Source organism: Aliterella atlantica CENA595 (assembly GCF_000952155.1).
GTDB lineage: Bacteria > Cyanobacteriota > Cyanobacteriia > Cyanobacteriales > Chroococcidiopsidaceae > Aliterella > Aliterella atlantica.
The window spans coordinates 90,683-112,059 of sequence record NZ_JYON01000013.1 but is presented as its reverse complement, the minus strand read 5'-3'; the positions used below and the strand labels follow the sequence as shown (position 1 = coordinate 112,059).

Sequence of the window (21,377 nt, the reverse complement as noted above, 5' to 3'; positions counted from 1 at the left end):
AGCCCCTACTGATTGTAATTACAAATTGCCGCTTTGCGGCTTGACCAGTGATATTCACTGGTTTGATAAAGTCCAGGCTAAGGATAGTAAGATAGCAGCGATCGCTCCGATCGCTGTGTTAATAATATTGACTACTTCATTTGTTAGCCAATCTACTTGAGATTGCATGGTTGCACCAATAACGCTTTCTAGGTTGGTGGCAATAAAAGCTGCAACTAAGCAAAAAACTACGCCCCATAAGTCAATTAAACCAACACCCCAAGCAACTAAAGCGATCGCAATTGAACCAATTATTCCAGCCAAAGTCCCTTCTAGACTAACTGCGCCTTCTGTACCTCGCGGTACTGCTTGCAATGTTGTAATTAGATAAGTACGCTTGCCGTAAGCTTTGCCTACTTCGCTAGCACAGGTATCAGATAGTTTGGTGCTAAAACTAGCAACATAACCTAATAGCAGCAAAGATGTAACTAGCTTATCTGGCTGCAAAATCGACGCTGCAACTACGCCCACAGCGCATATAGCCCCTGTTAGCGCCGAACCCCAGACATTTTCTGGTCCTCTTGCACCCGATCGCTTTTCGGCAATGCCTTCAGCTTCTTTCTGCGCCATACCGATGCGAGTAACCGCAGAACCTACTAAAAAATAAAATAATACAACTACATATCCTTGCCAGCCCAAACTACCCCAAATTAGTACGCCTAAAAACCAAGCGTGTAATAATCCTGCTGGTGTAAGTAGTTTTTTCGGAGCAAGCCAAGCTATACCGAGTAAAAATGTGTTTAACCCCACAGCAACTAGCCAAGGATTGAGGAATGATAAAGGTAGCATCATCTTAGTTTTGCCAAAATATGAGTAGTTTTAGTATTTCGTAGCTATGCAAACCATATTCCATCTTGCCTTTCCCATTACCAATATTGCCCAAACAAAAACATTTTACATTGATGGCTTAGGTTGCACTGCTGGGCGCGAAACTCATCATGCTTTAATTCTCGACTTGTACGGTCATCAGTTAGTCGCACACATAACTAAAGAACAACTAACACCACAAAAAGGTATTTACCCCAGACACTTCGGCTTAATCTTTACTGAGGAGACAGACTGGGAAAATTTACTTATGCGATCGCAAACTCACCAACTACTCTTTAGAGAAGAAGCTAAACACCGCTTTCCCAACTCGCCATTAGAGCATCGCACTTTCTTTTTAGAAGATCCTTTTTATAATTTGCTGGAATTTAAATACTACAAACACGCTAAGGCAATTTTCCAACCATTAGAAGGTGCTGCGATTGGCGATTCCTAATTTCCTTAGTATTATTGGCTGGGAGAAATCGCTAAGATATATTGTTGATTTTGGCAAGTCTCTAAATATAGATACTTATTAAGAAATTTGACCAGTTATTAGTAACTACTCGCTCCTATCTGCCTAAACTTTAGAGGGAGAAAGTTGCTACTTTCTACCTAATATTACGTTGAGTCGTTAGCTTTTAACTCTTAGAGATATTTTGAATTTATATAAACTTGCATCAATAAAAATACATCTATTAACAGCCAACACCCCTAAGTATTAATACCAGACGCACAATTAAGTTAAATTTTGTTAATAAATGTCTAAAAATCTTGCTTCCAGTGCTGATAAAATTTCATAATTGCTTTTAATTTAGTCATAATTTAGGGTTGACTGAAATATAGTTCTCAAGGCGGGTTACTAGAAAATCAAAATCGCTATTAATAGAGAGTAGCTAAATTAACATTTTGATGTGAAGTAGGGTGATAGCGAACAAAAGTCAATACATCATAAAGAATAATTACTTGACGTAATAAAAATAGTAGTTAGATTTGTTGGTTAAAAATAAGGAGAAATTAGAGTCATGGGAGCTATTAAGAAGTTATTAACTGGAATTTTATCGTTTTTCGTGGGTTTGCTTGGTGGCAAGAAGGCACAATCAGGACAGCTAAACCCAGCCTCATCGCCAGCTAAAACCAAAAAGCGCAGCGGCTACTTTATGGAGCTAGACGAATCGGAAGAGAACGGCAGTCTGCTCAATAAAATAAATCCGACTGCGGTAGTTAAGCAAGTGCAAGAGACAGCTAACACAGTAGCAAAACAAGCTAAAGAAACGGTTAGTACGGCTACCAAACAAGTCCAAGAAACAGCAAATGCAGCAACAGGGCAAGCCAAAGAGACAGTAAATACAGCCTCAAACAAAGTTCAAGAGACAGCCAATACAGCTACAAACAAAGTTCAAGAGACAGCCAATACAGCTACGGGGAAAGTCAAAGAAACAGCTAAATCTGCTGAACCTGTAGCTGCTAAGTCTGCCAAAGAAACTAATAGGACAGCCGAACCTGCTGCTCAACCAAAAAGTAAAGTTGAGTTAGTTCAAACTGCGGAAGGTCTAAAGGCAGAACCGATAAAGAACGAACCTAGCGTAGTAGCAAGTAGCAACGGGCAAAAAACTGATACTACATTTGCTCCTAAGTATCTGAACCCAGCGACAGCTTCTAGCAAGCGTCGTCGCCCAGGTGCAAATATGAGTAGCTTCTTAGATATGGCAAATCAGGTAAAACCAGCTAAAAGCTAAGTAAAAGAGTAAAGATTAAGGGTTAAAGGGAAAAAGATTTTCTCTTTAACCTTTTTTATTGGGTTGCTTTGGTAAATATTAGGGCGCTGTACAACTGAAAAGCTGAGTCCCAATTAGATTTAGCTCGGCGTAGTATATGAATGTGAGAATTGATGCTCTCTAGTATTTCGGGCTTATCTATTACAGTTTCGCCAAAAGCTGCGAAATCAGACCAAATTTGTGTTGCTGGTGTATATTTCGGCAGAAAATCGAGTAGGCTATTCCAGTTAATTCTAATTGTGGTTTGGCTAGCTAAGGGTGCAATAGTAACGCCTTTGTCGTATTGATAGCTGTTGTCATGCAGCCTGAGAATACAATTTCTGCTAGGAATAATTAAGTCGCAAAAGTGGGCGTAATCTTGAGTTCTGGTTTTGCGCTGGAGTTTGCCACGAGCATTTCGGTCTACTACTTGTTCAAATATAGGTAATAATCCGATCGCGCGATCGCTTACTTCCGACCAGTTAAAATTTAGCGCCCCTATTTGTCCTTGTTCGTTTTCACAGAAGACGGTAGCTGTAGAAATTTGTACGGATTGAAAATAATTGACTTGAAAAACGCGAATTTGCTCAATTTCGGCTATTGTTGTCCAAAAACAGGGGATACCAGCAGCATTTAACTTCTGACCTAAGAATTTGAGTTCGCCAATTGCTCCGCTTTTGTAAAACCTCCAGCCGCGACTAGGTAATTTTAAACGGGCTGTGTAGGGATCGATTTGCATGATTTGAGCAAACTTTTGCGCTGCTACAGTTTTGTCGATAGAGACAGGTTCTAAAACTAATACCCCGATTTGGTTGCTATTTGGTTCTGCTGTAGCTTGGGCGATGTCTGATTGTCTTTGGGCTTGGATAGTTGATTCTACGCGTTGCCAACCTTGACGGGCTTGCATCATCAACTTTTGGTTGTTTGCCTCTTTTAGCAGTGTTAGATACATTTTTTGAGCAGTTTCTAGTTCGCCGGAAACTTCTTGTAGTTTGGCTAAGTAAAATTGTACCCAAGGGTTTTGGGGATTTTCTGCTAGTAGCGGCTGTAGTAGTTGATTAGCGGCTTGGTAGTCTTGGCGTTCAATGGCTGCGGCAACGTCGTCAAGCATGGGGAGAAAATAGGAGTAGTTTTTTATTTATACTCCGTACTTTGGGGATTTTGCACTTGCTGTTTAGACTTGTTTTGCGAACGCAGATGCACGCAGATGAACGCAGATGATTATTGATTATTACCGATCGCTGCTGAAGTCTGATTCCAACTACCAGAGAATACAAAGTTTTCTAAGGGTTTGCGGGTGCGTGGGGCTAGTTCTCGCTGTTGCCATCTTTCAGATAAGGTGTTGGCATCTCCTAGATAACCTAATGCGATCGCTGCTACTGGTTCGTATCCTTCAGGAATGTTGTATGTCTGCTTTGTTAATGGTACGTCGAAGCCCGCCATTTGGTGTACGAATAAGCCGTAAGTTGTTGCTTGCATAGATAAATTGGCAACTGCTGCGCCTACGTCATGAAAGGCATGGCGGTTCTCTACGCCGTTGCGTTCAAAGTAAAGTTTGGCTACGGATATCATTAACACTGGAGCGTTTTTTGCCCACTCTTGATTACCTTGGGCTAAACAACTTAGTAAACGCTCAAATTCAGTTGGGTTATCTTTAGTCGCAATAATGAAACTCCAGGGCTGTTCGTTGTAAGAGGAAGCCGCCCATCTTGCTGCTTCTAATACGCTAGATAATTTTTTGGGTTCGACTGTTTTATCGGCAAAGGCTAGAGGACTCCAGCGCTGCTGGATTAAATCGTTGATAGGGTGTTGAGAATCGGCTAATTTTTCTGTCGTTATATTTCCAGCAGTCATGTTGTTTTCCAGCGAGTAGTGCTGATGTTCTTTTAACAAGTGGCTACTGCAGCTAACTCATTCTTGGGGTTGATTCCTCAAAAGTAGCCGCAATCACAGATAGAGCAACTATTGGGGCTGTAACTGCTCTTAAAATCCGTTTGCCTAAAGAAACAGTTTGAAAATTAGTAGAAGTCGCCTTTTCTATTTCGGTTGTAGTCCATCCGCCTTCGGGACCGATCGCAATAACTATTTCACTAACTAATGGTACAGAATCGATTGCCTTTTTTAAGTGCATATTAGCACCGCGAGCAACGCATATATAGCGATAAGTAGCTGTAACTGTACTAATACTCTTAGTAAAGGTAACGGGTGGGGTAATTGTTGGCACGATCGCTCTTTCCGATTGTTCGGCAGCTTCTAGGGCAATTCTTTGCCAGCGTTCTAGCTTTTGGGGGCTGGGATTGAGTAAAGTGCGATCGCTAATGATTGGCACAATTGTACTTACACCTAATTCTGTACAGTAACGCACAACGTCATCAAAGCCGTTTCCTTTGGGCAATGCTGCCATTAAGGTAATGGTCACAGGTAGCTCAGTTTGTACTGCTATCTGCTCGACAATTTGGGCTGTCTGCGCCTCTTCTAGGGCTGCTAGCCACCACGTACCCAGCCCATCCATAGCAATAAAGCGATCGCCTTCTTTTAACCTTAAGACGCGATTGAGGTAATGATATTGCTCAATCGTTAGCAAAATTTGCTTGCCTTGTAGTTGAGAAGTAGCGATCGCTATACGTTGCATAGGATAGATTTATCCGTTTGCTTTAGCTTCTAAGTAAGCCTTGATTGCTTCGTTGGCTAATTGAGTCATTGGTTTGCCTTGGTTGGTAGCTGCTTCTCTTAGCTGCAAGTAAATATCGTCAGATAGGCTAATTCGCCGACGCAATTTATTATTAGCTGTAGTGGTACTAGCGATCGCGACCACCTGACCGTTAGTTTCTTCGGTAATATCGGCAATTGTCGAATCTGCCATTGCTTCGATTAAGCCATCGCCATCATCTGTAGAATAGGCATCAGCAACATTTTCTGATTCGTATTGTTCGGCAAATTCGCGGATTGCATCAAAGCCGACGCGATCGCAAAATGTACCAAAAGTTTCCCCATCTTGCTTTTCCTGCTTAAAATAGGCAAATATTGGCTTTAATTGCGTCTCCAAATCGTTGATATGCATCCGTTCCATATATGGTTCGGCAAGCCTTGTTTGCGCCGATGAACCGCCTAGCCAAACTTGATACGACTCAGTAGCACTACCAACAAAGCCTAATTCAGCTAAATACGGACGGGCGCAGCCATTTGGGCAACCAGTCATTCGCACCACAAAATGCTCTTTTTCCAAACCTACTTGCTCTAGCAGCGTCTCAATCCGCTTCAACACGCTAGGCATAATCCGCTCGGATTCTGTAATTGCCAAGCCGCACGTAGGCATGGCTGGGCAAGCCATTGAGTATCTAACTAAGGGGTTGATCGCTTCTGGATCTGTTTGTACGCCGCACCGCGTCAAGATATCTTGAATTGCTTGCTTGTTGCTCGGTTCGATGTCAGAGAAAATTACGTTGTGGTGGGGAGTCAGGCGAATGGGTAAATTAAATTGCGTGACTATTTCTCGCAAGGCTGTACGCAATTTTAGCGAACCTTCATCCTTAATCCGCCCATTCTCTACTGAAATGCCTAAAAATAGCTTGCCATCTCCTTGTTCTTGCCAACCTAAGTAATCTTCGTACTTAAATTCTGGCAAGGGTTGGAATGGTGCTAGTTTTTTGCCAAAGTATTCCTCAACTTTAGAGCGGAACTTATCTACGCCCCAATCGTTGATTAAGTATTTTAACCGTGCGTGACGGCGATCGCTGCGATCGCTATAATCTCTTTGGGTAGCGACAATTGCTTTTATTAACTCGTAAACGTCATCTTTGGCAACATAGCAAATTTCATCAGCCATCCGCGCAAAGGTTTCTTCTTTATTGTGCGTCCTTCCCAAGCCACCACCTGCAAACACATCGAAGCCGACTAATTCTTGTTTGTCATTAGTAATTACTACCAAAGTCAAATCCTGAGAATATAAATCGATGGAATTATCGCCAGGTACAGTTACAGCACACTTAAATTTGCGCGGCATATAGTGAGTACCATATATCGGCTCTGGGTTATCGTGGATAATTGTCCCCGTACCGTTGCGCTGACGGGCGGCGACTACTTCGGGGTTTTCTTCGGCGCTAATTACTTTTTCCCCATCTAGCCAAACTTCGTAATATGCGCCTGTTTGGGGTGTTAGTAATTGGGCGATATTTTCTGCGTATTCCCACGCGTATTGATATTCTGGCTTATTTTTAAAGGGTGCAGGCGGAGCCATCACATTGCGGTTGACATCGCCGCAAGCTCCCAATGTTGAACCCATACTTTTAACAATAGCTGCGATCGCATTTTTGAGATTTTTCTTCAAAATCCCATGCATTTGAAATCCTTGTCTGGTTGTCGCTCTTAATGTCTGGTTGCCATATTCGCCAGCTAATTTATCTAGAGTGACAAACAATTCGGGCGGTACGTAGCCTGCAGGATTTCTCGTTCTGAGCATGAATTGATAATCTTTTTCCTGCCCTTTGACGCGATTATCGCGGTTATCTTGTTGATAAGAGCCGTGAAACTTAAGAATTTGAATCGCATCTTCCGAAAAATGCGTTGTATCTTGCTTAAGCTCTGTCGCAACAGGTTCGCGTAAAAAATTACTGCGCTCTTTTAAGCCTTCTACTTTGGATGGTTTGCGCTTGGGTGTAGCAGGGTTGGAGATGGGAGTTTGGACCATAGCACTTTACTATAAGGAGATTTCCAGAATATATCTTGTTACTGCCGCCCAGTAGATTGCCACCGATTGTTAATCTCCGGTAAGTCAGTCGGCATACGAGTAATAAGCCGATCTTAGCACGACAAAAAGTTGGGGTTTGCTGTCTTTACAACAGTCAATACCCCAACTCTATCTAATTATGCAAGCTTATTGCCCAGGAGAGTATTTAGAATCTGTAAGCTGCACCTAGTTGTAAACTGACTGCGGGAACAGAAGTATTTTCATAAGCATCTATGCCTAATTTGACATCGCTGTAGAGCATGATATTTCTAGTTGCTTCAGCCTCAACGCCTGTAGTTAGCACGACTGCATCTTTATTGCCTAAAGGAGTAGGTTTGCCATTCGCTTCTACAAATGAGTAGCCTGCACCGAGATAAACATTGGCTCTGTTCGTAACAGGAACATCGTAGGAAAGCATAGGCATAATCGCGCTTGTTTCGTCACTAAATAGAATTGCGCCGCGTGCAGAAAGAGGCGTATTTGGAATTGCATAACGCCCTTGAATGTTGCCACCAAATGTAGCCGCATCTCCTGTTTGTCCGCCGTTAGTAACACCAGCAGAAACTCCAGCCCCAATATAGCTAGCTTTAGTACCTGTAGGTCGATTTGTAGGTTGGGCAGATGCTTGTCCTACTGACATAAAAATAGGAACAGTTGCTAATACAGATAGAGTAGAAAATGTTGCTAATTTTGTTAAAAACCGTTTCATAATAATTACCTTGACTGTTAGATTTTTCAGTTGATTAGAATGTCGTTAAAACGATTTAAAAAGTTTCAGATTTGCTGCGAGCGCTACTTGCAGATCTTTTGAGCTAGCTCTGTTTGAGCCTGTAACTTATCCTCTTCAACATATTTAATCTAACGAATCAAAACAATAGATTTTGTCTTTTGTAGCCCCTTGTACAACTGTCACACAGTAGACCAGTTAGCAACTGTCACACTTATTTATTAATGACTATATTTATAGAGGTAGCTAACAATTTAATCTATGACAAAAGTCATGTTTGCCAAAGACAAAAATGGTCAAAAAACAAAAAAGTCAGCAGTTTAATATTACATAAATGCCAACTAATATTTGCAATATTTGTTTTTTACTCAAATAACTTATTTTAAATCAAGTAAACCTTTTTCTTTAAGCTTGGGATTAAAGCGAATTGGCACTTGCGAACCGCGAGACTCAAGTTCTGCTAAAATTTGCTGTTCGACTCGCCGCGCGACATTTTTGAGGAGTTTTGTTTGCATCATTTCATCACCAGATGCATAACTATTTTGCTCGTCAGCCGTCATAGTAACTTTGGCATCAATCGGTTCAGTCCATGCTGATTCTTGTGACCGATCGCTTGGCGATATTGTTCCGTCACTAAGCCAAGCATTACGGATATTTTCCAGCAAAGTGCGACTGGGGCGATCGCTCGTTTGCACTTTGATCCAGTAACATTTTTGGACTTGACGCACTAGATGCTGTTTGAGGCTAAGATCGACATCGCGCGAATAACCTACATATTGCAGGATTTTATCGCGGTCAAAAATTGCATAGACTCCCACTTTGCCTTGAAATTGTTCTGGTAATTGACCTTCAGCATCCAAAAAAGGGATGTACTCTAGACTGTCTAGGGAGGGAATATTATCAGTTGTCATTAGCTGCTTATTTTACTCGGCGATAGATGGCACAAAGACGACTCGGTTTAAAGATTTTTGCCCCAAACATGAAGTTAGGCGGGACATTGATAATAACGTATTCATCAGACTGATGATATTGCTCAAATTCTGCTGGCATACCTTTAGGCGTTGCTGTGCTGTAAGGTACAGGTTGGAACAGCAATTGCGTAAATTCGACCGATTCGCAGTGCATTTGCGCGGATACCTGCTTGATGAAGGCTTCACCCTGCAATAAATCAAATAACGCAGCTTTAGCAGCTAAATCGAGGCTAAAACTACTATCAAAGTGTTCGACAATCTTTAAAGGCATTGTTATTTGCAGATTACTACATTCGATCAGCCTAAAAGATCGGGCGATCGCTTGTCAGCAGACAAATAGTAAAAAATTGCGATCGCAATCACTATTCATCTGCGTTTATCTGCGTGCATCTGCGTTCGTCAAAACTCAGCTTTCAGCCTAATATTTGCGACAATAGGGAATTATTCAGGGCAGTTAAAATCTATGGATTCATCCCTACCTACCGATAAACCCTCATTTCGCCGTCCAATACATCAAGCGTTACCAGCAAAGATATTTCACTGGATTAACTTAATAAGCCTGTTTCTCATGATTACCAGCGGCTTGCAGATTTACAACGCCAATCCAGTTTTCGGCGGACGCGGTGGCTGGCAAATTCCCCCATTATTTTTACTAGGTGGTTGGTTAGCTGGAGGTAGACATTGGCATTTTGCCGCAATGTGGTTATTTGCCCTTAACTTACTTTGGTACGGCATCTATATCTTAATTACGCGCCGCTGGAGACATCGATTTGTCAGCAGCAAAGATATCAAAGCCATCCAACACAGCCACAACCCCAAACGCAAAAACTATGCATGGCATAGGCTAGCGTACACTGCGATCGTGCCTATTTTACTTTTGGCTATATTTAGCGGTATAGGAATGTATAAGCCTGCTCAATTTTCCTGGATTGTTGACTTTTTTGGTAGTTGGCAAGCTTTACGCATCGTCCACTTTGTTTCTGTGCCGATAGTCCTTAGATTTACTATTATTCACTCGCTACTCGGTCTTAAAGTTGGTGGTTCGCGTTTATTAGAATCAATGTTTTGGGAAGGAATGTTATGAGTTTGATAGAAGTTCCTAGCCAAGTATTGCTGCGCCGTAGGTTTTTGCAGCTATCAGGACTATCTAGCCTAAGTTTGCTATTAAATGGGTGCGGGGGACGGTTCTTTGAAGAGGTAGTAGGCAAAACTTTTGAGCCTCTAAATCAGAGCGTAGAAGCTTTATTGTTGAATCCGCAAAAGCCCGTACCCGAATTTAGTAGAAGTGCAATTGAACCTGATGCCCTAATCGTTAATACCTTTGACTTTACCCCAGAAATCGATTCCGCTACTTTTCGCCTTAACGTTAACGGCAAGATTAGTAATCCTTTAAGTTTAAGCATGGCAGATATTCACCAGATGCCATATACATCCATGACTATTCGCCATGTCTGCGTTGAAGGGTGGGCGGCGATTGTGCAGTGGGGAGGATTGCGACTGCGCGATATTATTGCCCTCGCTAAACCAAACCCCAATATACGCTACGTCTACTTTAAATCTGCCGATGGTTATTACGAAAGTTGGGATATAGCTTCAGCTATGCATCCTCAGACATTGATGGCTTATGAGAAAAACGGCGCTCCTTTGCCTGTAGATAATGGTGCGCCGCTACGTTTAGCTGCGCCAATTAAGCTTGGTTACAAGCAAAGCAAGTGGGTGACTGATATTTTATTAGTTGAGAATCTGCTACCGATTAAGGGTTATTGGGAAGACCAAGGGTATGAATGGTTTGCAGGGCTTTGACAGTGACCAGTTACCAGTTACCAGGTAAGTGAAACAGTCAAATGCTGCCTTGCCTTGTAGTATATGAGTGCATAACTTGCAACTGTTTAGAATTTAGGCTTGGCGACAGCTATTTATATATTTAACTGGTTGGTAGATTGATAAGTTGTTAATCAGCTTCAATTTCGCGCTGGAGTTTGAGTTGAGAAGCAATAAAGGGAACTTTAGGCGCGAGGAAAAAACCAACTAAACTAGCAAACAAAACTGGTGTAAATGGGCTAATTACAGTTAATTTTGCCATTAGCAAGGTTGTACTTATGGGTGTGCGCGTGACAGCAGCATTTAAAGCTGCCATAGTGCAAATCATCGCTAGTACAGGCTCAAAGCTAGGAATGCTGAGGGCTACGGCTTTACCTATACAAGCACCTGTAAAAAATAGGGGAATAATAATTCCGCCCCGCCAGCTACCAGTGACAGTAATACTGATAGCTAGCATTTTGGCAGCAGCTAGGCTAAATAGAGCGATCGCACCTAAATTACTGCTAATAATTAAATTAAGCTCGTGATGCCCGTAGTAACGAGTTAAGGGAAAAAACATTGCCAAAATGCCCAAACCTAACCCAGCTAAAGCAGTCCGTACGTAGATAGGTGCAGGTAAATCGGCAAAAAAGCGATCGCAAATCCGAAAAATAAAGATAAATATCCATCCTGCTACAGCGCCCAAAACACCGTACAGAATCGCCATCGCAAAATCGTCAATATTATCTAACCTATACTGAGGAAATTCCCAAGTAGGTCCAATCTCTAATTTGGTAATAATGACAAAGACGATATAGCTAGCACAGCTAGAGACAATCGCTGGCAAAATCGCTTCGTAGTATTCTAAAACATATTCGTGGTGCAGAATTTCTAAAGCAAAAATTGCTCCACCTAAAGGTGCGCCAAACAGTGCAGTAAAACCAGCAGCCATTGCTGCAATACTGAGGGATCTAAGTTGTTCTCCTTGCAGTTGCAAGCGATCGGCTACCCAAGTGCCAAAAGAGCCTGTAACCTGGACTAGAGGTGCTTCTGGTCCAGCGCTACCCCCAGCGGAAATACTTGCTAAGGAAGCAAGAATCATTGAGGGATTTTCACGGGCGTTCAGCCTACCACCCTGAAAATGAATATTATCGACAAGTAATCCTATTTCCCCAGGATTACCCAAAAAATAAATTACTAAGCCTACAAATAAGCCAGCAAGTGGCATAACTAACAATAGGCTAAGTCCTGTAAATGCTTCTAGCTGATGAATTATTGCTTCTAATACAAGCCAATAGCAAGCAGCAAATAAGCCGCAGACTATACCTACAGTTGCCCACAGTAGCACCCAAGGAGAAATAGTCAGCGGGTTGCGTTGGGCAAGTTGAGCGATACTAGCAAAAGAGCGTTTTCTCACTGACACTATCTATGAGATTGAATTTTGCTACTTCTGGCTTTGCCAAATAAAGCTGCGATCGCTAAATCGCCCATTTCTCTAACTGGATGGTGAATTATGCGCAATTCATGAGCATATCTAGGCTTAGGATCTTTGACTAGCCAAATTGGCGGAACCATCATTGGATCGTAGCTAGCTATTTTATCAAAGCTTCCTGGTTGAGATTTTAACTCAACCTTTTGACCAGGGCGGTACTCAAAGGCTTCTTCCCAGTCTACGTTTGCATCAAAACTCATAGCAAATAGCAGTAAACGGTATCTGTTGCTACTATTTTAGCCTTCTTCACAAAGAAGTTGATAAATCTGTAACTTTAGATACAGATTGTTATATTTAGCTGCACAATTTGTTAACTTTTGCTTGCGTATCTAGGCAGATTTAGCTCAATACAATTGAAGTTTTATTAAGTTAAACAACTACAACTTATAGCTAGCGATCGCACTTTTCGGCAATATTGAGCGATCGCATTGTTGTTTTTGTTACCTAAACTGTAACAGTCAGATAATTTAACTCAACACCAGCGATACTAACAATAATTATTTGAATCTGTAAAATTTCTGTTGCAAATAACAGTTATAAGTTTTAGCTCTGCTAAAACTTAAATTGCAGTGTGGCTATTTTTTTAAGGAAAACCATGCTATTCCAAGATGCCCGCGATTATCAAATTTTATTTTTAGCTTCATTTCTAATGCTAGGTATTGCTACTAGAGATTGGACGTTAAAACCTGAGTTAATTGGTGCTATTATCGCAACTTGTTTGGTAACTCAGTGGACAAGTGACGAGCTAGTAAAATACTTAAAAAATAAGGAAGATTTTCAATTATCTAACCCTTTGAAGCTATCTTCACTTCGTAGCGCCATAATTACAGCTTTAGGATTGAGTTTGTTACTACGTGCTGATAGTTTCAGTACAGTGATGCTTGCAGGTTCTTTAGCAATTTTAAGCAAACATATTTTTAAATTTAATAACAAGCATTTTTTTAACCCAGCTAATTTTGGGATTATTTCTGTCTTGACATTAACTACTGATGCTTGGGTTTCACCTGGACAATGGGGAGATGAATGGTGGTATGCATTATTGTTTTTTGGTGCAGGCGGAATTGTTTTAAAACAAGTAGGTAGATGGGATACAACAGCAATTTTTCTAGGCACTTACGCATCATTAGAGGCTATACGTAATGTTTGGCTAGGGTGGACTTGGGATGTATTTTTACATCGGTTAATGAGTGGTTCGCTGCTATTATTTGCTTTATTCATGCTAACAGATCCGCGTTCGATTCCTAATGCTAAATTCGGTCGTTGTATTTGGGCAATTTGTATTGCTGGGTTAACCTTTGTTTTGCGAAATCAATACTATGTTCCTACTGCTGTTTTTTGGGCGTTGTTTGCGCTTGCACCGCTAAGTGTAATTTTAGACATTGTTTGGACTGCACCAAGATTTAATTGGTTGAAAGCAAGTAATGAATTGATTGCCAACTAAATAATATTACTTTGAGGAGTTAATATGCATATAAAACGATTTTTGATAGGGTTAATAGCAGTTTCTCTAGCTATTTTTTGTTTCGTACCGAATGCTTGGGCTTTTTGTGGGTTTTATGTATCTAAAGCTGATGCCAAATTATATAATAAAGCTTCGCAAGTAGTAATTGCTCGTGATGGCGATCGCACAGTTTTAACGATGGCGAATGACTACCAAGGCAATGTCAAAGATTTTGCCTTAGTTGTTCCCGTACCTGTAGTTTTAAAGCAGGAACAAGTACGTGTAGGTGAAAGTAAAGTTATCGAACGTTTGGATGCTTTTAGCGCCCCTAGATTAGTAGAATATTTTGATGAAGATCCTTGTGCAACAAACTATTTAAACGATGGCGTGTTTAGAAGTGCAGCACCAGCATCGCCAGTAGCGCAAGAATCAGCACGAAATAGAAGCGATCGCGCGTTAGGAGTTACTGTAGAATCACAGTTTACAGTGGGAGAATATGACATTGTAGTTCTTAGCGCCAAAGAATCCAATGGTTTAGAAACTTGGCTAAATCGTAACGGTTACAAAATCACTAAAGGTGCAAAGCAGTTATTACAGCCGTATATTCGGCAAAAAATGAAGTTCTTTGTCGCCAAGGTAAATCTTACAGAATTTGACAAATCTGGCTACGAAAGACTAAGACCATTAAAAATGGCTTTTGAGTCGAAAAAGTTTATGCTGCCAATTCGCTTAGGCATGATAAATTCAACTAGCGAACAAGACTTAATTGTTTACGTATTGTCGCCAAAAGGACAAGCCGAAATTACCAATTATCGGACAGTAAATATCCCTTCTGACACAGAAATTCCCTTGTTTGTCAAGGAGGAATTTGGCGATTTCTACAAGTCGATGTTTAAGAAGTCCTATACTCAAGAAGATAAAAAAGTAGCTTTTCTTGAGTATGCTTGGAACATGAGTAGCTGCGATCCTTGTTCGGCGGAACCTTTAAATGATGAAGAGTTGCGCCAAGCTGGGGTATTTTGGACAGATTCGCCTGCAAATGGCAATGTATTTTTGACACGCCTCCACGTTCGTTATACTCGCGATAAATTTCCTGAAGATTTGATGTTTCAAGAAACTGCAAACAATCAATTTTTCCAAGGTAGATATGTTTTGCGCCATGCTTTCAAAGGCGAAGCTAAATGCGAAGCTGGCAAACAATATCAAAGAAGTTTACCTAGGCGTTTTGAACAAGAATCGCAGACTTTAGCTAAACTGACTGGATGGAATATTCAAGATATTCGCAAGAAAAATAATCTTCCAGAAAGTCAGTCTATTCCTTGGTGGCGAAAACTTTGGTTCTAAATCAATAATTATAACTGTATCCCCTTTTCTTAGCAGAAAAGGGGGTAATTTTTGCTTTTTCTACTCAAGTGAATATAGATATAACTGCTTTAGCGATCGCCTGTCTGTAGCTAGTAATACTGTTTATTTAGCAAACAATATAAGTAAATTTACCTAATATTTTACAATTTTTGAAAACAATACATTTTTATCAGTTTTTGTATAAAAGTTACATATTTTTAGAAATAAGCAAATAATCATCAAATAGTTTCATTTTTAAACAAATAAACTGGTCATTGCTAGACTAAATGTAGCAAGCAGAGGCGACAGATATGACTACAGCAGTATCAGAGAAATATTCTCAATCTTCTCAAGAGCGATCGCTAATTCTCTGGTTTGATGAAGTAGGAATCAAAGATATTGCCTTAGTAGGTGGCAAAAATGCTTCGTTAGGAGAGATGATTCAGCAGTTAACTCCTAGCGGTATAAAAGTTCCACACGGATTTGCTACGACTGCTCATGCCTTTCGCTTTTTTATTGAAAAAGCGGGAATTGCAGAAAAATTGCGATCGCTATTTACTGAATTAGATGTCGATGACGTGCATAATCTGCAACAAAAAGGCAAACAAGCTAGAGCTTTAATTATGCATACACCATTTCCTGGGGAACTAAGAAATGCGATCGCCCAAGCTTACACTCAATTATGCCAAAAATACGGCAACGATACTGATGTTGCAGTACGTTCTAGCGCTACAGCCGAAGATTTACCCGATGCAAGTTTCGCCGGACAACAAGAAACTTATCTTAACGTCCATACTATCCCAGGAGTATTAGCAGCTTGTCATCGCTGCTTTAGTTCGTTATTTACTGATAGGGCAATTTCCTACCGTCACCACCGAGGATTCGATCATTTAGATGTTGCCCTCTCTGTCGGCGTACAAAAGATGGTACGCTCCGATTTAGCTTGTTCTGGGGTAATGTTTTCGATTGACACCGAGACAGGCTTTAAAAATGCTGCTTTGATTTCTGCTGCTTACGGACTCGGCGAAAACGTCGTCCAAGGTACAGTCAACCCCGATGAATACTACGTATTTAAGCCTACTTTGCAACAAGGATTTCGCCCGATTCTCAAAAAGCGAGTAGGTAGCAAAGAACTGAAAATGGTCTACGATGACGGTTCTAAGTTTACCAAAAACGTACCAGTAGACGAGAGCGATCGCGCCAAATTTGCCTTGCAGGATGAGGAAATTTTACAACTAGCTACATGGGCTTGTGCCATAGAAGACCACTATACCCAAGTTCGGCAACAATACACGCCGATGGATATGGAATGGGCAAAAGATGGGATAACAGGCGAACTATTTATCGTGCAAGCAAGACCTGAAACCGTCCAGTCACAGAAATCCCAAAATATATTACGCAGTTATCATTTTACCACCAAAGTTAACCAAACACCATTAATTACAGGTCGGAGCGTAGGGGAAGCGATCGGACAAGGTACGGCAAGAATAATATTAGATCCGCATAAAATCGACCAATTTCGCCCAAAAGAAGTATTAATTACCAATAAAACCGATCCAGACTGGGAACCGATAATGAAAAAAGCCAGTGCGATCGTTACAAATTCTGGGGGGAGGACGTGTCACGCCGCAATTATTGCTAGAGAGTTGGGGATTCCGGCGATCGTTGGTTCTGGAAATGCTACAAATGTAATCAAAACAGGTCAAGAAATAACTATTTCCTGCGCTGAAGGTGAAGAAGGAAGAGTTTATGCAGGGTTACTACCTTATGAAGTAAGAGAAGTACCCCTCGAAAATTTACCTCGTACTCGCACCAAAATATTAATGAATGTAGGCAATCCCGCCGAAGCATTTAGTTTATCAGCAATTCCCAGCGATGGAGTTGGGTTAGCCCGTTTAGAATTTATTATCGCTAACTACATTCAAGTGCATCCCCTAGCTTTGATTCATTACGATAAGTTAGACGACGAAGTAGTTAAAGAAAAAATCGCCCAGCTAACAGCACTTTACACCGATAAACCCCAATACTTTATCGACAAGCTAGCGCGGGGAGTCGCCACAATCGCTGCTGCATTTTACCCCAATCCGGTAGTAGTGCGAATGAGCGACTTTAAAACCAACGAATATGCCAACCTACTCGGCGGTAGACAATTTGAACCCAAAGAAGAAAATCCCATGCTTGGCTGGCGCGGTGCAAGTCGCTACTATGACGAACGTTACCGCGATGCTTATGCATTAGAGTGTTTAGCCTTAAAACGGGTAAGAGACGATATGGGCTTAACCAACGTCATTCCGATGATTCCTTTTTGTCGCACCCCAGAAGAAGGAAAAAGAGTAATCGCCGAAATGGCAAAACACGGCTTAGAACAAGGCAAAAACGGCTTGCAAGTTTACGTAATGTGCGAATTGCCCAGTAATGTAATTATGGCGGAAGAGTTTAGTCAAGTATTTGATGGTTTTTCTATCGGTTCCAACGATTTAACCCAACTAACACTAGGATTAGACAGAGATTCTAACTTAGTCGCTCATTTATTCGACGAACGCAACCAAGGTGTAAAGAGGATGGTACAAATGGCGATCGCAACTGCTAAGAAAAATCATCGCAAAATTGGCATTTGCGGTCAAGCACCCAGCGATTACCCAGAGTTTGCTAAATTCTTAGTCGAACAAGGAATTGACTCAATGAGTCTTAATCCTGATTCTGTCCTCAAAACTTTACTAATGGTAGCCGAACAAGAAGCAAGATATGAAGTATAGACTTATGCCTGATAATTTAGCTTGCCCTTGTTTTTCTGCTTATGACTTACTCTCACAACCGCCCTGAATCAGATAACTGGTTTCGGATTGGGTTAGCAATCATATTTTTACTGTCGCTTTTCCTTAGATTTTGGGGGTTAGGGCGATTTAATACCTTCGTGTTTGATGAGGTATATTACGCTAAATTCGCCAACAACTATCTCACCAATACGCAATTTTTTAACGCTCACCCACCTTTAAGCCAATATATTATCGCTGTTGGCATTTGGCTCGGCAGCCATCTTCCCTTCGGGCAAGATACAATCAATAATCTTACAGGTTCAGTGCGTTCTACTTGGAGTTACCGCTGGATCAATGCTTTTACAGGTTCGTTTATCCCCCTAGTTATAGCAGCGATCGCTTATCAAATTAGCAATCGTCGCAACTACGCTTTAATCGCGGCTTTATTTGCTGCTACAGATGGCTTGTTCTTAGTAGAGTCCCGCTACGCTTTAAACAACATCTACCTAGTGATTTTTGGGCTGCTAGGGCAGTTGTTTTTGTTATTAGGACTCAAATCGCATAACAGGAAACGCAGCCTATTTCTAGCGCTTGCTGGCGTGTGGTTCGGTGCTTCAGCAGCAATTAAGTGGAACGGCTTATGGTTCCTACTGGGGGCTTATTTAATTTGGCTAGCAGCATGGGTTATAAGCTGGGTAAAACCACTCAGAAATACATACGCAACTCGCCCCAACGCTTCACCCCTGCAAAACCTAACTCAGCTTAAAATCGGACATATATTAGTTTATTTAGCCATTATTCCCGTTGCAGTTTACAGCCTTGCTTGGATTCCCCACTTGCAGCAAAACCCTAAGCCGAACTTCTGGGAGATGCAATACCAAATTTTGTCCTACCACGAAAGAATTGGCGATGGGGCAAACGTACATCCATATTGTTCGGATTGGTACACCTGGTTATTCATGCTGCGCCCCGTAGCTTACTTTTATAAAACTGCAAGTTCCACAACAGAACCATTGTCCTTTACAACTCCAGCCTTACCTGCAGGTGCGGCAAAAATCATTTATGACGTTCATGCTATGGGTAATCCAGCCTTGTGGTGGCTATCTACAGCAGCAATTTTTTATATGCTGTGGCTGCTATTGCGTCATAGTTGGACACCAAAAACAAATATATTTAGCCAAACAAGCGATCGCCACATAACCGACAATTGGATTGTCCTGTATTTAACTCTCAATTGGCTAGCTAACTTGCTTCCTTGGGTTCCTGTTACTCGCTGCGTCTTTATTTATCACTATATGGGCGCTTCAGTATTTTCGGGACTGGCGATCGCTTTTTTTGTAGATCGTTGGCTGGAAAGTTATCGTCCACAGCTACGGGCGCTAGGCGTAACAATTATCTTCGTTATTCTTGCAGCTTTCGTTTTCTGGATGCCAATTTATCTAGGATTACCGTTATCGTTAGAAGCTTACAGGCTGCGTTTACCTTACTTCAATTACGCCCAATTACCTGCTTGGGTAAAGCAATTTTTGCCTAACTGGATTTAACGGCGAGTAAATACAGCCCGATAAACAGCTTCCCCACGCGCTAAAGTTGTTTGTTCTCTTTCTGTCTGTACTGGTAAAGGGTTGGGCGTAAGCAAGGGATCTTGACTTTGGCAGATAAAATCTGGATGCTGGACAAAGCGATCGCTCATTTCTACTAGCAATGGCTCAATATCTGACTGCAAAAACACCATACTACCAGGACTAAGATAAGTGGCAAGTTCTGCGACTAATTGCGGCTGTACCAAGCGCCTTTTGGCGTGACGATTTTTGAACCAAGGATCGGGAAATTGAATGGTTACTCGTTGTAAAGTGCCTGGAAGTAAGGATTTTAGTAGCGGCGCAAGGGAATTATTGACATTGCAAAATAGGAAATGCAAATTAGTTAGATTTAATTTATTGGTAATAGCGATCGCTTCTTCTACCAAAGGTTCGCGGATTTCTAAGCCGAGAAAGTTCCATTCTGGCGTTAAACTTGCCATACTCATCAAAAATTGCCCTCTAGCGCAGCCAATATCTAGATGCAGAGGTTGATGCGGTTGGGCGTAAATTTTTTCCCAATCCAACGGTGCGATCGGTTTTATGTACTTAATTGCTAGTGGATTTACGTGCTGGCGAACTCGAACGGGCGACAAAATTTATCCTCCAAAAATAAAACAATGCTGCTGTGAGGGTAAGGGCGCAATGTATTGCGAAGGTATCTTTTGGGATGAATCCTTCTTCCCAAAAATGCCGCCCCCTACGTACCTACCTGACGACAAATGCCAAAAACAGACGTATAGCCGTGTAAAAATGTGCTACCGCCCACAGGACCAATTTCACCGCTGCAAAAGAACCCACCTAGCGGAATATTGTCCAAATAACGCTTAAATAACTGAGAATCAAAATTTGGTTTGCCATATAAGCCCTCACCTCTACCCAAACAGGAGAACATCAACGCACCTACGGGTGCGGGTTGAGATTGATTGTGTTTTTGATACTTTTGTAACAACCATTCCAAATCTTCAGCCGAAGTTTGAGCATCGCGCAGATGAAATTGAATGCGTTGTCCTGGACGAATGCGATCGCCGATCGCAATTGCGCCTATATTAGGATCTACACCTAGCAAATTGCGAATTAAAAAGTCTCCTTGCTCTAATTCCAGCTTAAATTCATCGCGGACTACGCCAATAAATAAAGCTGTCTGCGCGAGTAGGCGATCTTCTTCGCTTAAACTTTCAATTAGTTGTCGCAGCAATACCAAAGGCGGTTGTTCGTCAATTTCTAGGATGATATTGCGATCGCAAGCAGTAACTTGATAAGGCTTGCCAATTGGTCGGCATCCTTGCGCCACAATAGTTTCTAAGACGATATTGCCGCTTAATGCGACACCTACAGTACCCTCACGATAAAGGCGATTATTACAAAATAATCCAGTACGCCCAGGGGTTGAGCTACCGCTAGCTAATCCGCCCACACTAACTGAACCTGGATAAGCAAAATCTAAGCCTTGCAACAAATCGTTAATCTTCGCTGAAAACGGGTCGGATAATAAAATAAATTGCGGTGTGGGAGATGGTTCGACACCAATCGCCTCTACCCATCTATTAGGAGGACTATCGAGATCGGGTAACTCCTCAGATACAATATGAAACGCTTGCACCTGAACATCTGGCAAGCAGGCTAAACTCAAACTCAAAGCTGGTGCATCCTCAAGTTCTTGCATTTGTCCCCATTTGGACATCCCAACAATTCCCCCACCGCCACAACCAACGATCGCTTTGACATCTGGTAGTTGTTCTCGCAGCAAAGGTAGGAGACGGGGATACTCGCTAGCAAAAGCAGCCGAAATAAATACCAGCCCTAAATCGGCTGGCGCTGGTAACAAAGAAGCTGCACGTTCTGATACATCTGCAACAGCAGCTTCTAAAGAAGAACGATTAGATAGGGCATTAGCCCACTGCATTTGTGCCATAGGTTCCACCATTTGCTAATATCAC

Annotated in this window: 20 protein-coding genes; 8 read left to right on the top strand and 12 right to left on the bottom strand. The window is 41.6% G+C overall.

Annotated features, from left to right (window positions below; genetic code table 11):
- Window positions 1-54: 54 nt before the first annotated feature.
- Window positions 55-831 (bottom strand): TIGR00297 family protein, encoded by a 777-nt coding sequence (locus tag UH38_RS13680; protein ID WP_045055217.1) that lies wholly within the window; start codon window positions 829-831, stop codon window positions 55-57.
- A 43-nt stretch (window positions 832-874) separates the two neighbouring features.
- Here UH38_RS13680 and UH38_RS13675 point away from each other — a divergent pair, with 43 nt between their 5' ends.
- Complete coding sequence (locus tag UH38_RS13675; RefSeq protein WP_045055216.1) at window positions 875-1,300, top strand: VOC family protein; 426 nt, start codon at window positions 875-877, stop codon at window positions 1,298-1,300.
- Between the two features lie 568 nt (window positions 1,301-1,868).
- A complete protein-coding gene (locus UH38_RS24870) occupies window positions 1,869-2,582 on the top strand; it encodes a hypothetical protein (RefSeq protein ID WP_052672384.1) in 714 nt (237 codons plus the stop codon).
- A gap of 55 nt (window positions 2,583-2,637) precedes the next feature.
- On the opposite strand, the gene UH38_RS13665 is transcribed toward UH38_RS24870, so the two are convergent.
- The 7 genes from UH38_RS13665 to UH38_RS13635 all read right to left on the bottom strand — a co-directional run bounded on the left by UH38_RS13665 (window position 2,638) and on the right by UH38_RS13635 (window position 9,295).
- Window positions 2,638-3,711, bottom strand: coding sequence for a tetratricopeptide repeat protein (locus tag UH38_RS13665; protein ID WP_045055215.1), 1,074 nt, complete (start codon window positions 3,709-3,711; stop codon window positions 2,638-2,640).
- A gap of 110 nt (window positions 3,712-3,821) precedes the next feature.
- Entirely contained in the window at window positions 3,822-4,454 is a 633-nt protein-coding gene (locus tag UH38_RS13660) for a nitroreductase family protein (RefSeq protein WP_045055214.1), read from the bottom strand.
- A gap of 52 nt (window positions 4,455-4,506) precedes the next feature.
- Window positions 4,507-5,232 (bottom strand): 16S rRNA (uracil(1498)-N(3))-methyltransferase, encoded by a 726-nt coding sequence (locus tag UH38_RS13655; RefSeq protein WP_045055213.1) that lies wholly within the window; start codon window positions 5,230-5,232, stop codon window positions 4,507-4,509.
- A gap of 9 nt (window positions 5,233-5,241) precedes the next feature.
- Window positions 5,242-7,287 (bottom strand): sulfite reductase, ferredoxin dependent, encoded by a 2,046-nt coding sequence (gene sir / locus UH38_RS13650; protein WP_045055212.1) that lies wholly within the window; start codon window positions 7,285-7,287, stop codon window positions 5,242-5,244.
- A gap of 205 nt (window positions 7,288-7,492) precedes the next feature.
- Window positions 7,493-8,035, bottom strand: coding sequence for an outer membrane beta-barrel protein (locus UH38_RS13645; RefSeq protein ID WP_045055211.1), 543 nt, complete (start codon window positions 8,033-8,035; stop codon window positions 7,493-7,495).
- 395 nt (window positions 8,036-8,430) lie between these two features.
- A complete protein-coding gene (locus UH38_RS13640) occupies window positions 8,431-8,964 on the bottom strand; it encodes a GIY-YIG nuclease family protein (RefSeq protein ID WP_045055210.1) in 534 nt (177 codons plus the stop codon).
- A gap of 7 nt (window positions 8,965-8,971) precedes the next feature.
- Window positions 8,972-9,295: a hypothetical protein gene (locus UH38_RS13635; RefSeq protein WP_045055209.1), complete on the bottom strand. Its 324-nt coding sequence runs from the start codon at window positions 9,293-9,295 to the stop codon at window positions 8,972-8,974.
- Between the two features lie 192 nt (window positions 9,296-9,487).
- On the opposite strand from UH38_RS13635, the gene UH38_RS13630 reads away from it, so the two are divergent.
- On the top strand, window positions 9,488-10,108 hold the full coding sequence (locus UH38_RS13630; protein WP_045055208.1) for a cytochrome b/b6 domain-containing protein: 621 nt from the start codon (window positions 9,488-9,490) through the stop codon (window positions 10,106-10,108).
- Window positions 10,105-10,827: a molybdopterin-dependent oxidoreductase gene (locus tag UH38_RS13625; protein WP_045055207.1), complete on the top strand. Its 723-nt coding sequence runs from the start codon at window positions 10,105-10,107 to the stop codon at window positions 10,825-10,827. Before UH38_RS13630 ends, UH38_RS13625 begins: the two co-directional genes overlap by 4 nt.
- 148 nt (window positions 10,828-10,975) lie before the next feature.
- Here UH38_RS13625 and UH38_RS13620 read toward each other — a convergent pair whose 3' ends face one another.
- Both UH38_RS13620 and UH38_RS13615 read right to left on the bottom strand, forming a co-directional pair.
- Window positions 10,976-12,241 (bottom strand): chloride channel protein, encoded by a 1,266-nt coding sequence (locus UH38_RS13620; RefSeq protein WP_200892437.1) that lies wholly within the window; start codon window positions 12,239-12,241, stop codon window positions 10,976-10,978.
- A 5-nt stretch (window positions 12,242-12,246) separates the two neighbouring features.
- Entirely contained in the window at window positions 12,247-12,516 is a 270-nt protein-coding gene (locus UH38_RS13615; RefSeq protein WP_045055205.1) for a hypothetical protein, read from the bottom strand.
- Between the two features lie 395 nt (window positions 12,517-12,911).
- On the opposite strand from UH38_RS13615, the gene UH38_RS13610 reads away from it, so the two are divergent.
- The 4 genes from UH38_RS13610 (at window position 12,912) to UH38_RS13595 (ending at window position 19,401) form a co-directional block, all read left to right on the top strand.
- Window positions 12,912-13,757, top strand: coding sequence for an RnfABCDGE type electron transport complex subunit D (locus tag UH38_RS13610; RefSeq protein ID WP_045055204.1), 846 nt, complete (start codon window positions 12,912-12,914; stop codon window positions 13,755-13,757).
- Between the two features lie 24 nt (window positions 13,758-13,781).
- The gene (locus tag UH38_RS13605) at window positions 13,782-15,101 is read left to right on the top strand and encodes a DUF2330 domain-containing protein (RefSeq protein ID WP_045055203.1); all 1,320 of its coding nucleotides are present in this window, start codon (window positions 13,782-13,784) and stop codon (window positions 15,099-15,101) included.
- Window positions 15,102-15,412: 311 nt separating this feature from the next.
- Window positions 15,413-17,857, top strand: coding sequence for a phosphoenolpyruvate synthase (gene ppsA, locus UH38_RS13600; protein WP_045055202.1), 2,445 nt, complete (start codon window positions 15,413-15,415; stop codon window positions 17,855-17,857).
- Between the two features lie 41 nt (window positions 17,858-17,898).
- Complete coding sequence (locus UH38_RS13595; protein WP_200892436.1) at window positions 17,899-19,401, top strand: dolichyl-phosphate-mannose--protein mannosyltransferase; 1,503 nt, start codon at window positions 17,899-17,901, stop codon at window positions 19,399-19,401.
- Here UH38_RS13595 and trmB read toward each other — a convergent pair.
- Both trmB and UH38_RS13585 read right to left on the bottom strand, forming a co-directional pair.
- A complete protein-coding gene (trmB, locus tag UH38_RS13590) occupies window positions 19,398-20,033 on the bottom strand; it encodes a tRNA (guanosine(46)-N7)-methyltransferase TrmB (RefSeq protein WP_045055200.1) in 636 nt (211 codons plus the stop codon). The two genes, UH38_RS13595 and trmB, sit on opposite strands and share 4 nt — an antisense overlap.
- 104 nt (window positions 20,034-20,137) lie before the next feature.
- On the bottom strand, window positions 20,138-21,364 hold the full coding sequence (locus UH38_RS13585; protein ID WP_200892435.1) for an FIST signal transduction protein: 1,227 nt from the start codon (window positions 21,362-21,364) through the stop codon (window positions 20,138-20,140).
- Window positions 21,365-21,377 lie beyond the last annotated feature (13 nt).

Bases quoted from the DNA above. Each gene is read 5' to 3' on its own strand.
- UH38_RS13680 (WP_045055217.1), bottom strand. From the start codon at position 831: ATGATGCTACCTTTATCATTCCTCAATCCTTGGCTAGTTGCTGTGGGG.
- UH38_RS13675 (WP_045055216.1), top strand. From the start codon at position 875: ATGCAAACCATATTCCATCTTGCCTTTCCCATTACCAATATTGCCCAA.
- UH38_RS24870 (WP_052672384.1), top strand. From the start codon at position 1,869: ATGGGAGCTATTAAGAAGTTATTAACTGGAATTTTATCGTTTTTCGTG.
- UH38_RS13665 (WP_045055215.1), bottom strand. From the start codon at position 3,711: ATGCTTGACGACGTTGCCGCAGCCATTGAACGCCAAGACTACCAAGCC.
- UH38_RS13660 (WP_045055214.1), bottom strand. From the start codon at position 4,454: ATGACTGCTGGAAATATAACGACAGAAAAATTAGCCGATTCTCAACAC.
- UH38_RS13655 (WP_045055213.1), bottom strand. From the start codon at position 5,232: ATGCAACGTATAGCGATCGCTACTTCTCAACTACAAGGCAAGCAAATT.
- sir (WP_045055212.1), bottom strand. From the start codon at position 7,287: ATGGTCCAAACTCCCATCTCCAACCCTGCTACACCCAAGCGCAAACCA.
- UH38_RS13645 (WP_045055211.1), bottom strand. From the start codon at position 8,035: ATGAAACGGTTTTTAACAAAATTAGCAACATTTTCTACTCTATCTGTA.
- UH38_RS13640 (WP_045055210.1), bottom strand. From the start codon at position 8,964: ATGACAACTGATAATATTCCCTCCCTAGACAGTCTAGAGTACATCCCT.
- UH38_RS13635 (WP_045055209.1), bottom strand. From the start codon at position 9,295: ATGCCTTTAAAGATTGTCGAACACTTTGATAGTAGTTTTAGCCTCGAT.
- UH38_RS13630 (WP_045055208.1), top strand. From the start codon at position 9,488: ATGGATTCATCCCTACCTACCGATAAACCCTCATTTCGCCGTCCAATA.
- UH38_RS13625 (WP_045055207.1), top strand. From the start codon at position 10,105: ATGAGTTTGATAGAAGTTCCTAGCCAAGTATTGCTGCGCCGTAGGTTT.
- UH38_RS13615 (WP_045055205.1), bottom strand. From the start codon at position 12,516: ATGAGTTTTGATGCAAACGTAGACTGGGAAGAAGCCTTTGAGTACCGC.
- UH38_RS13610 (WP_045055204.1), top strand. From the start codon at position 12,912: ATGCTATTCCAAGATGCCCGCGATTATCAAATTTTATTTTTAGCTTCA.
- UH38_RS13605 (WP_045055203.1), top strand. From the start codon at position 13,782: ATGCATATAAAACGATTTTTGATAGGGTTAATAGCAGTTTCTCTAGCT.
- ppsA (WP_045055202.1), top strand. From the start codon at position 15,413: ATGACTACAGCAGTATCAGAGAAATATTCTCAATCTTCTCAAGAGCGA.
- UH38_RS13595 (WP_200892436.1), top strand. From the start codon at position 17,899: ATGACTTACTCTCACAACCGCCCTGAATCAGATAACTGGTTTCGGATT.
- UH38_RS13585 (WP_200892435.1), bottom strand. From the start codon at position 21,364: ATGGTGGAACCTATGGCACAAATGCAGTGGGCTAATGCCCTATCTAAT.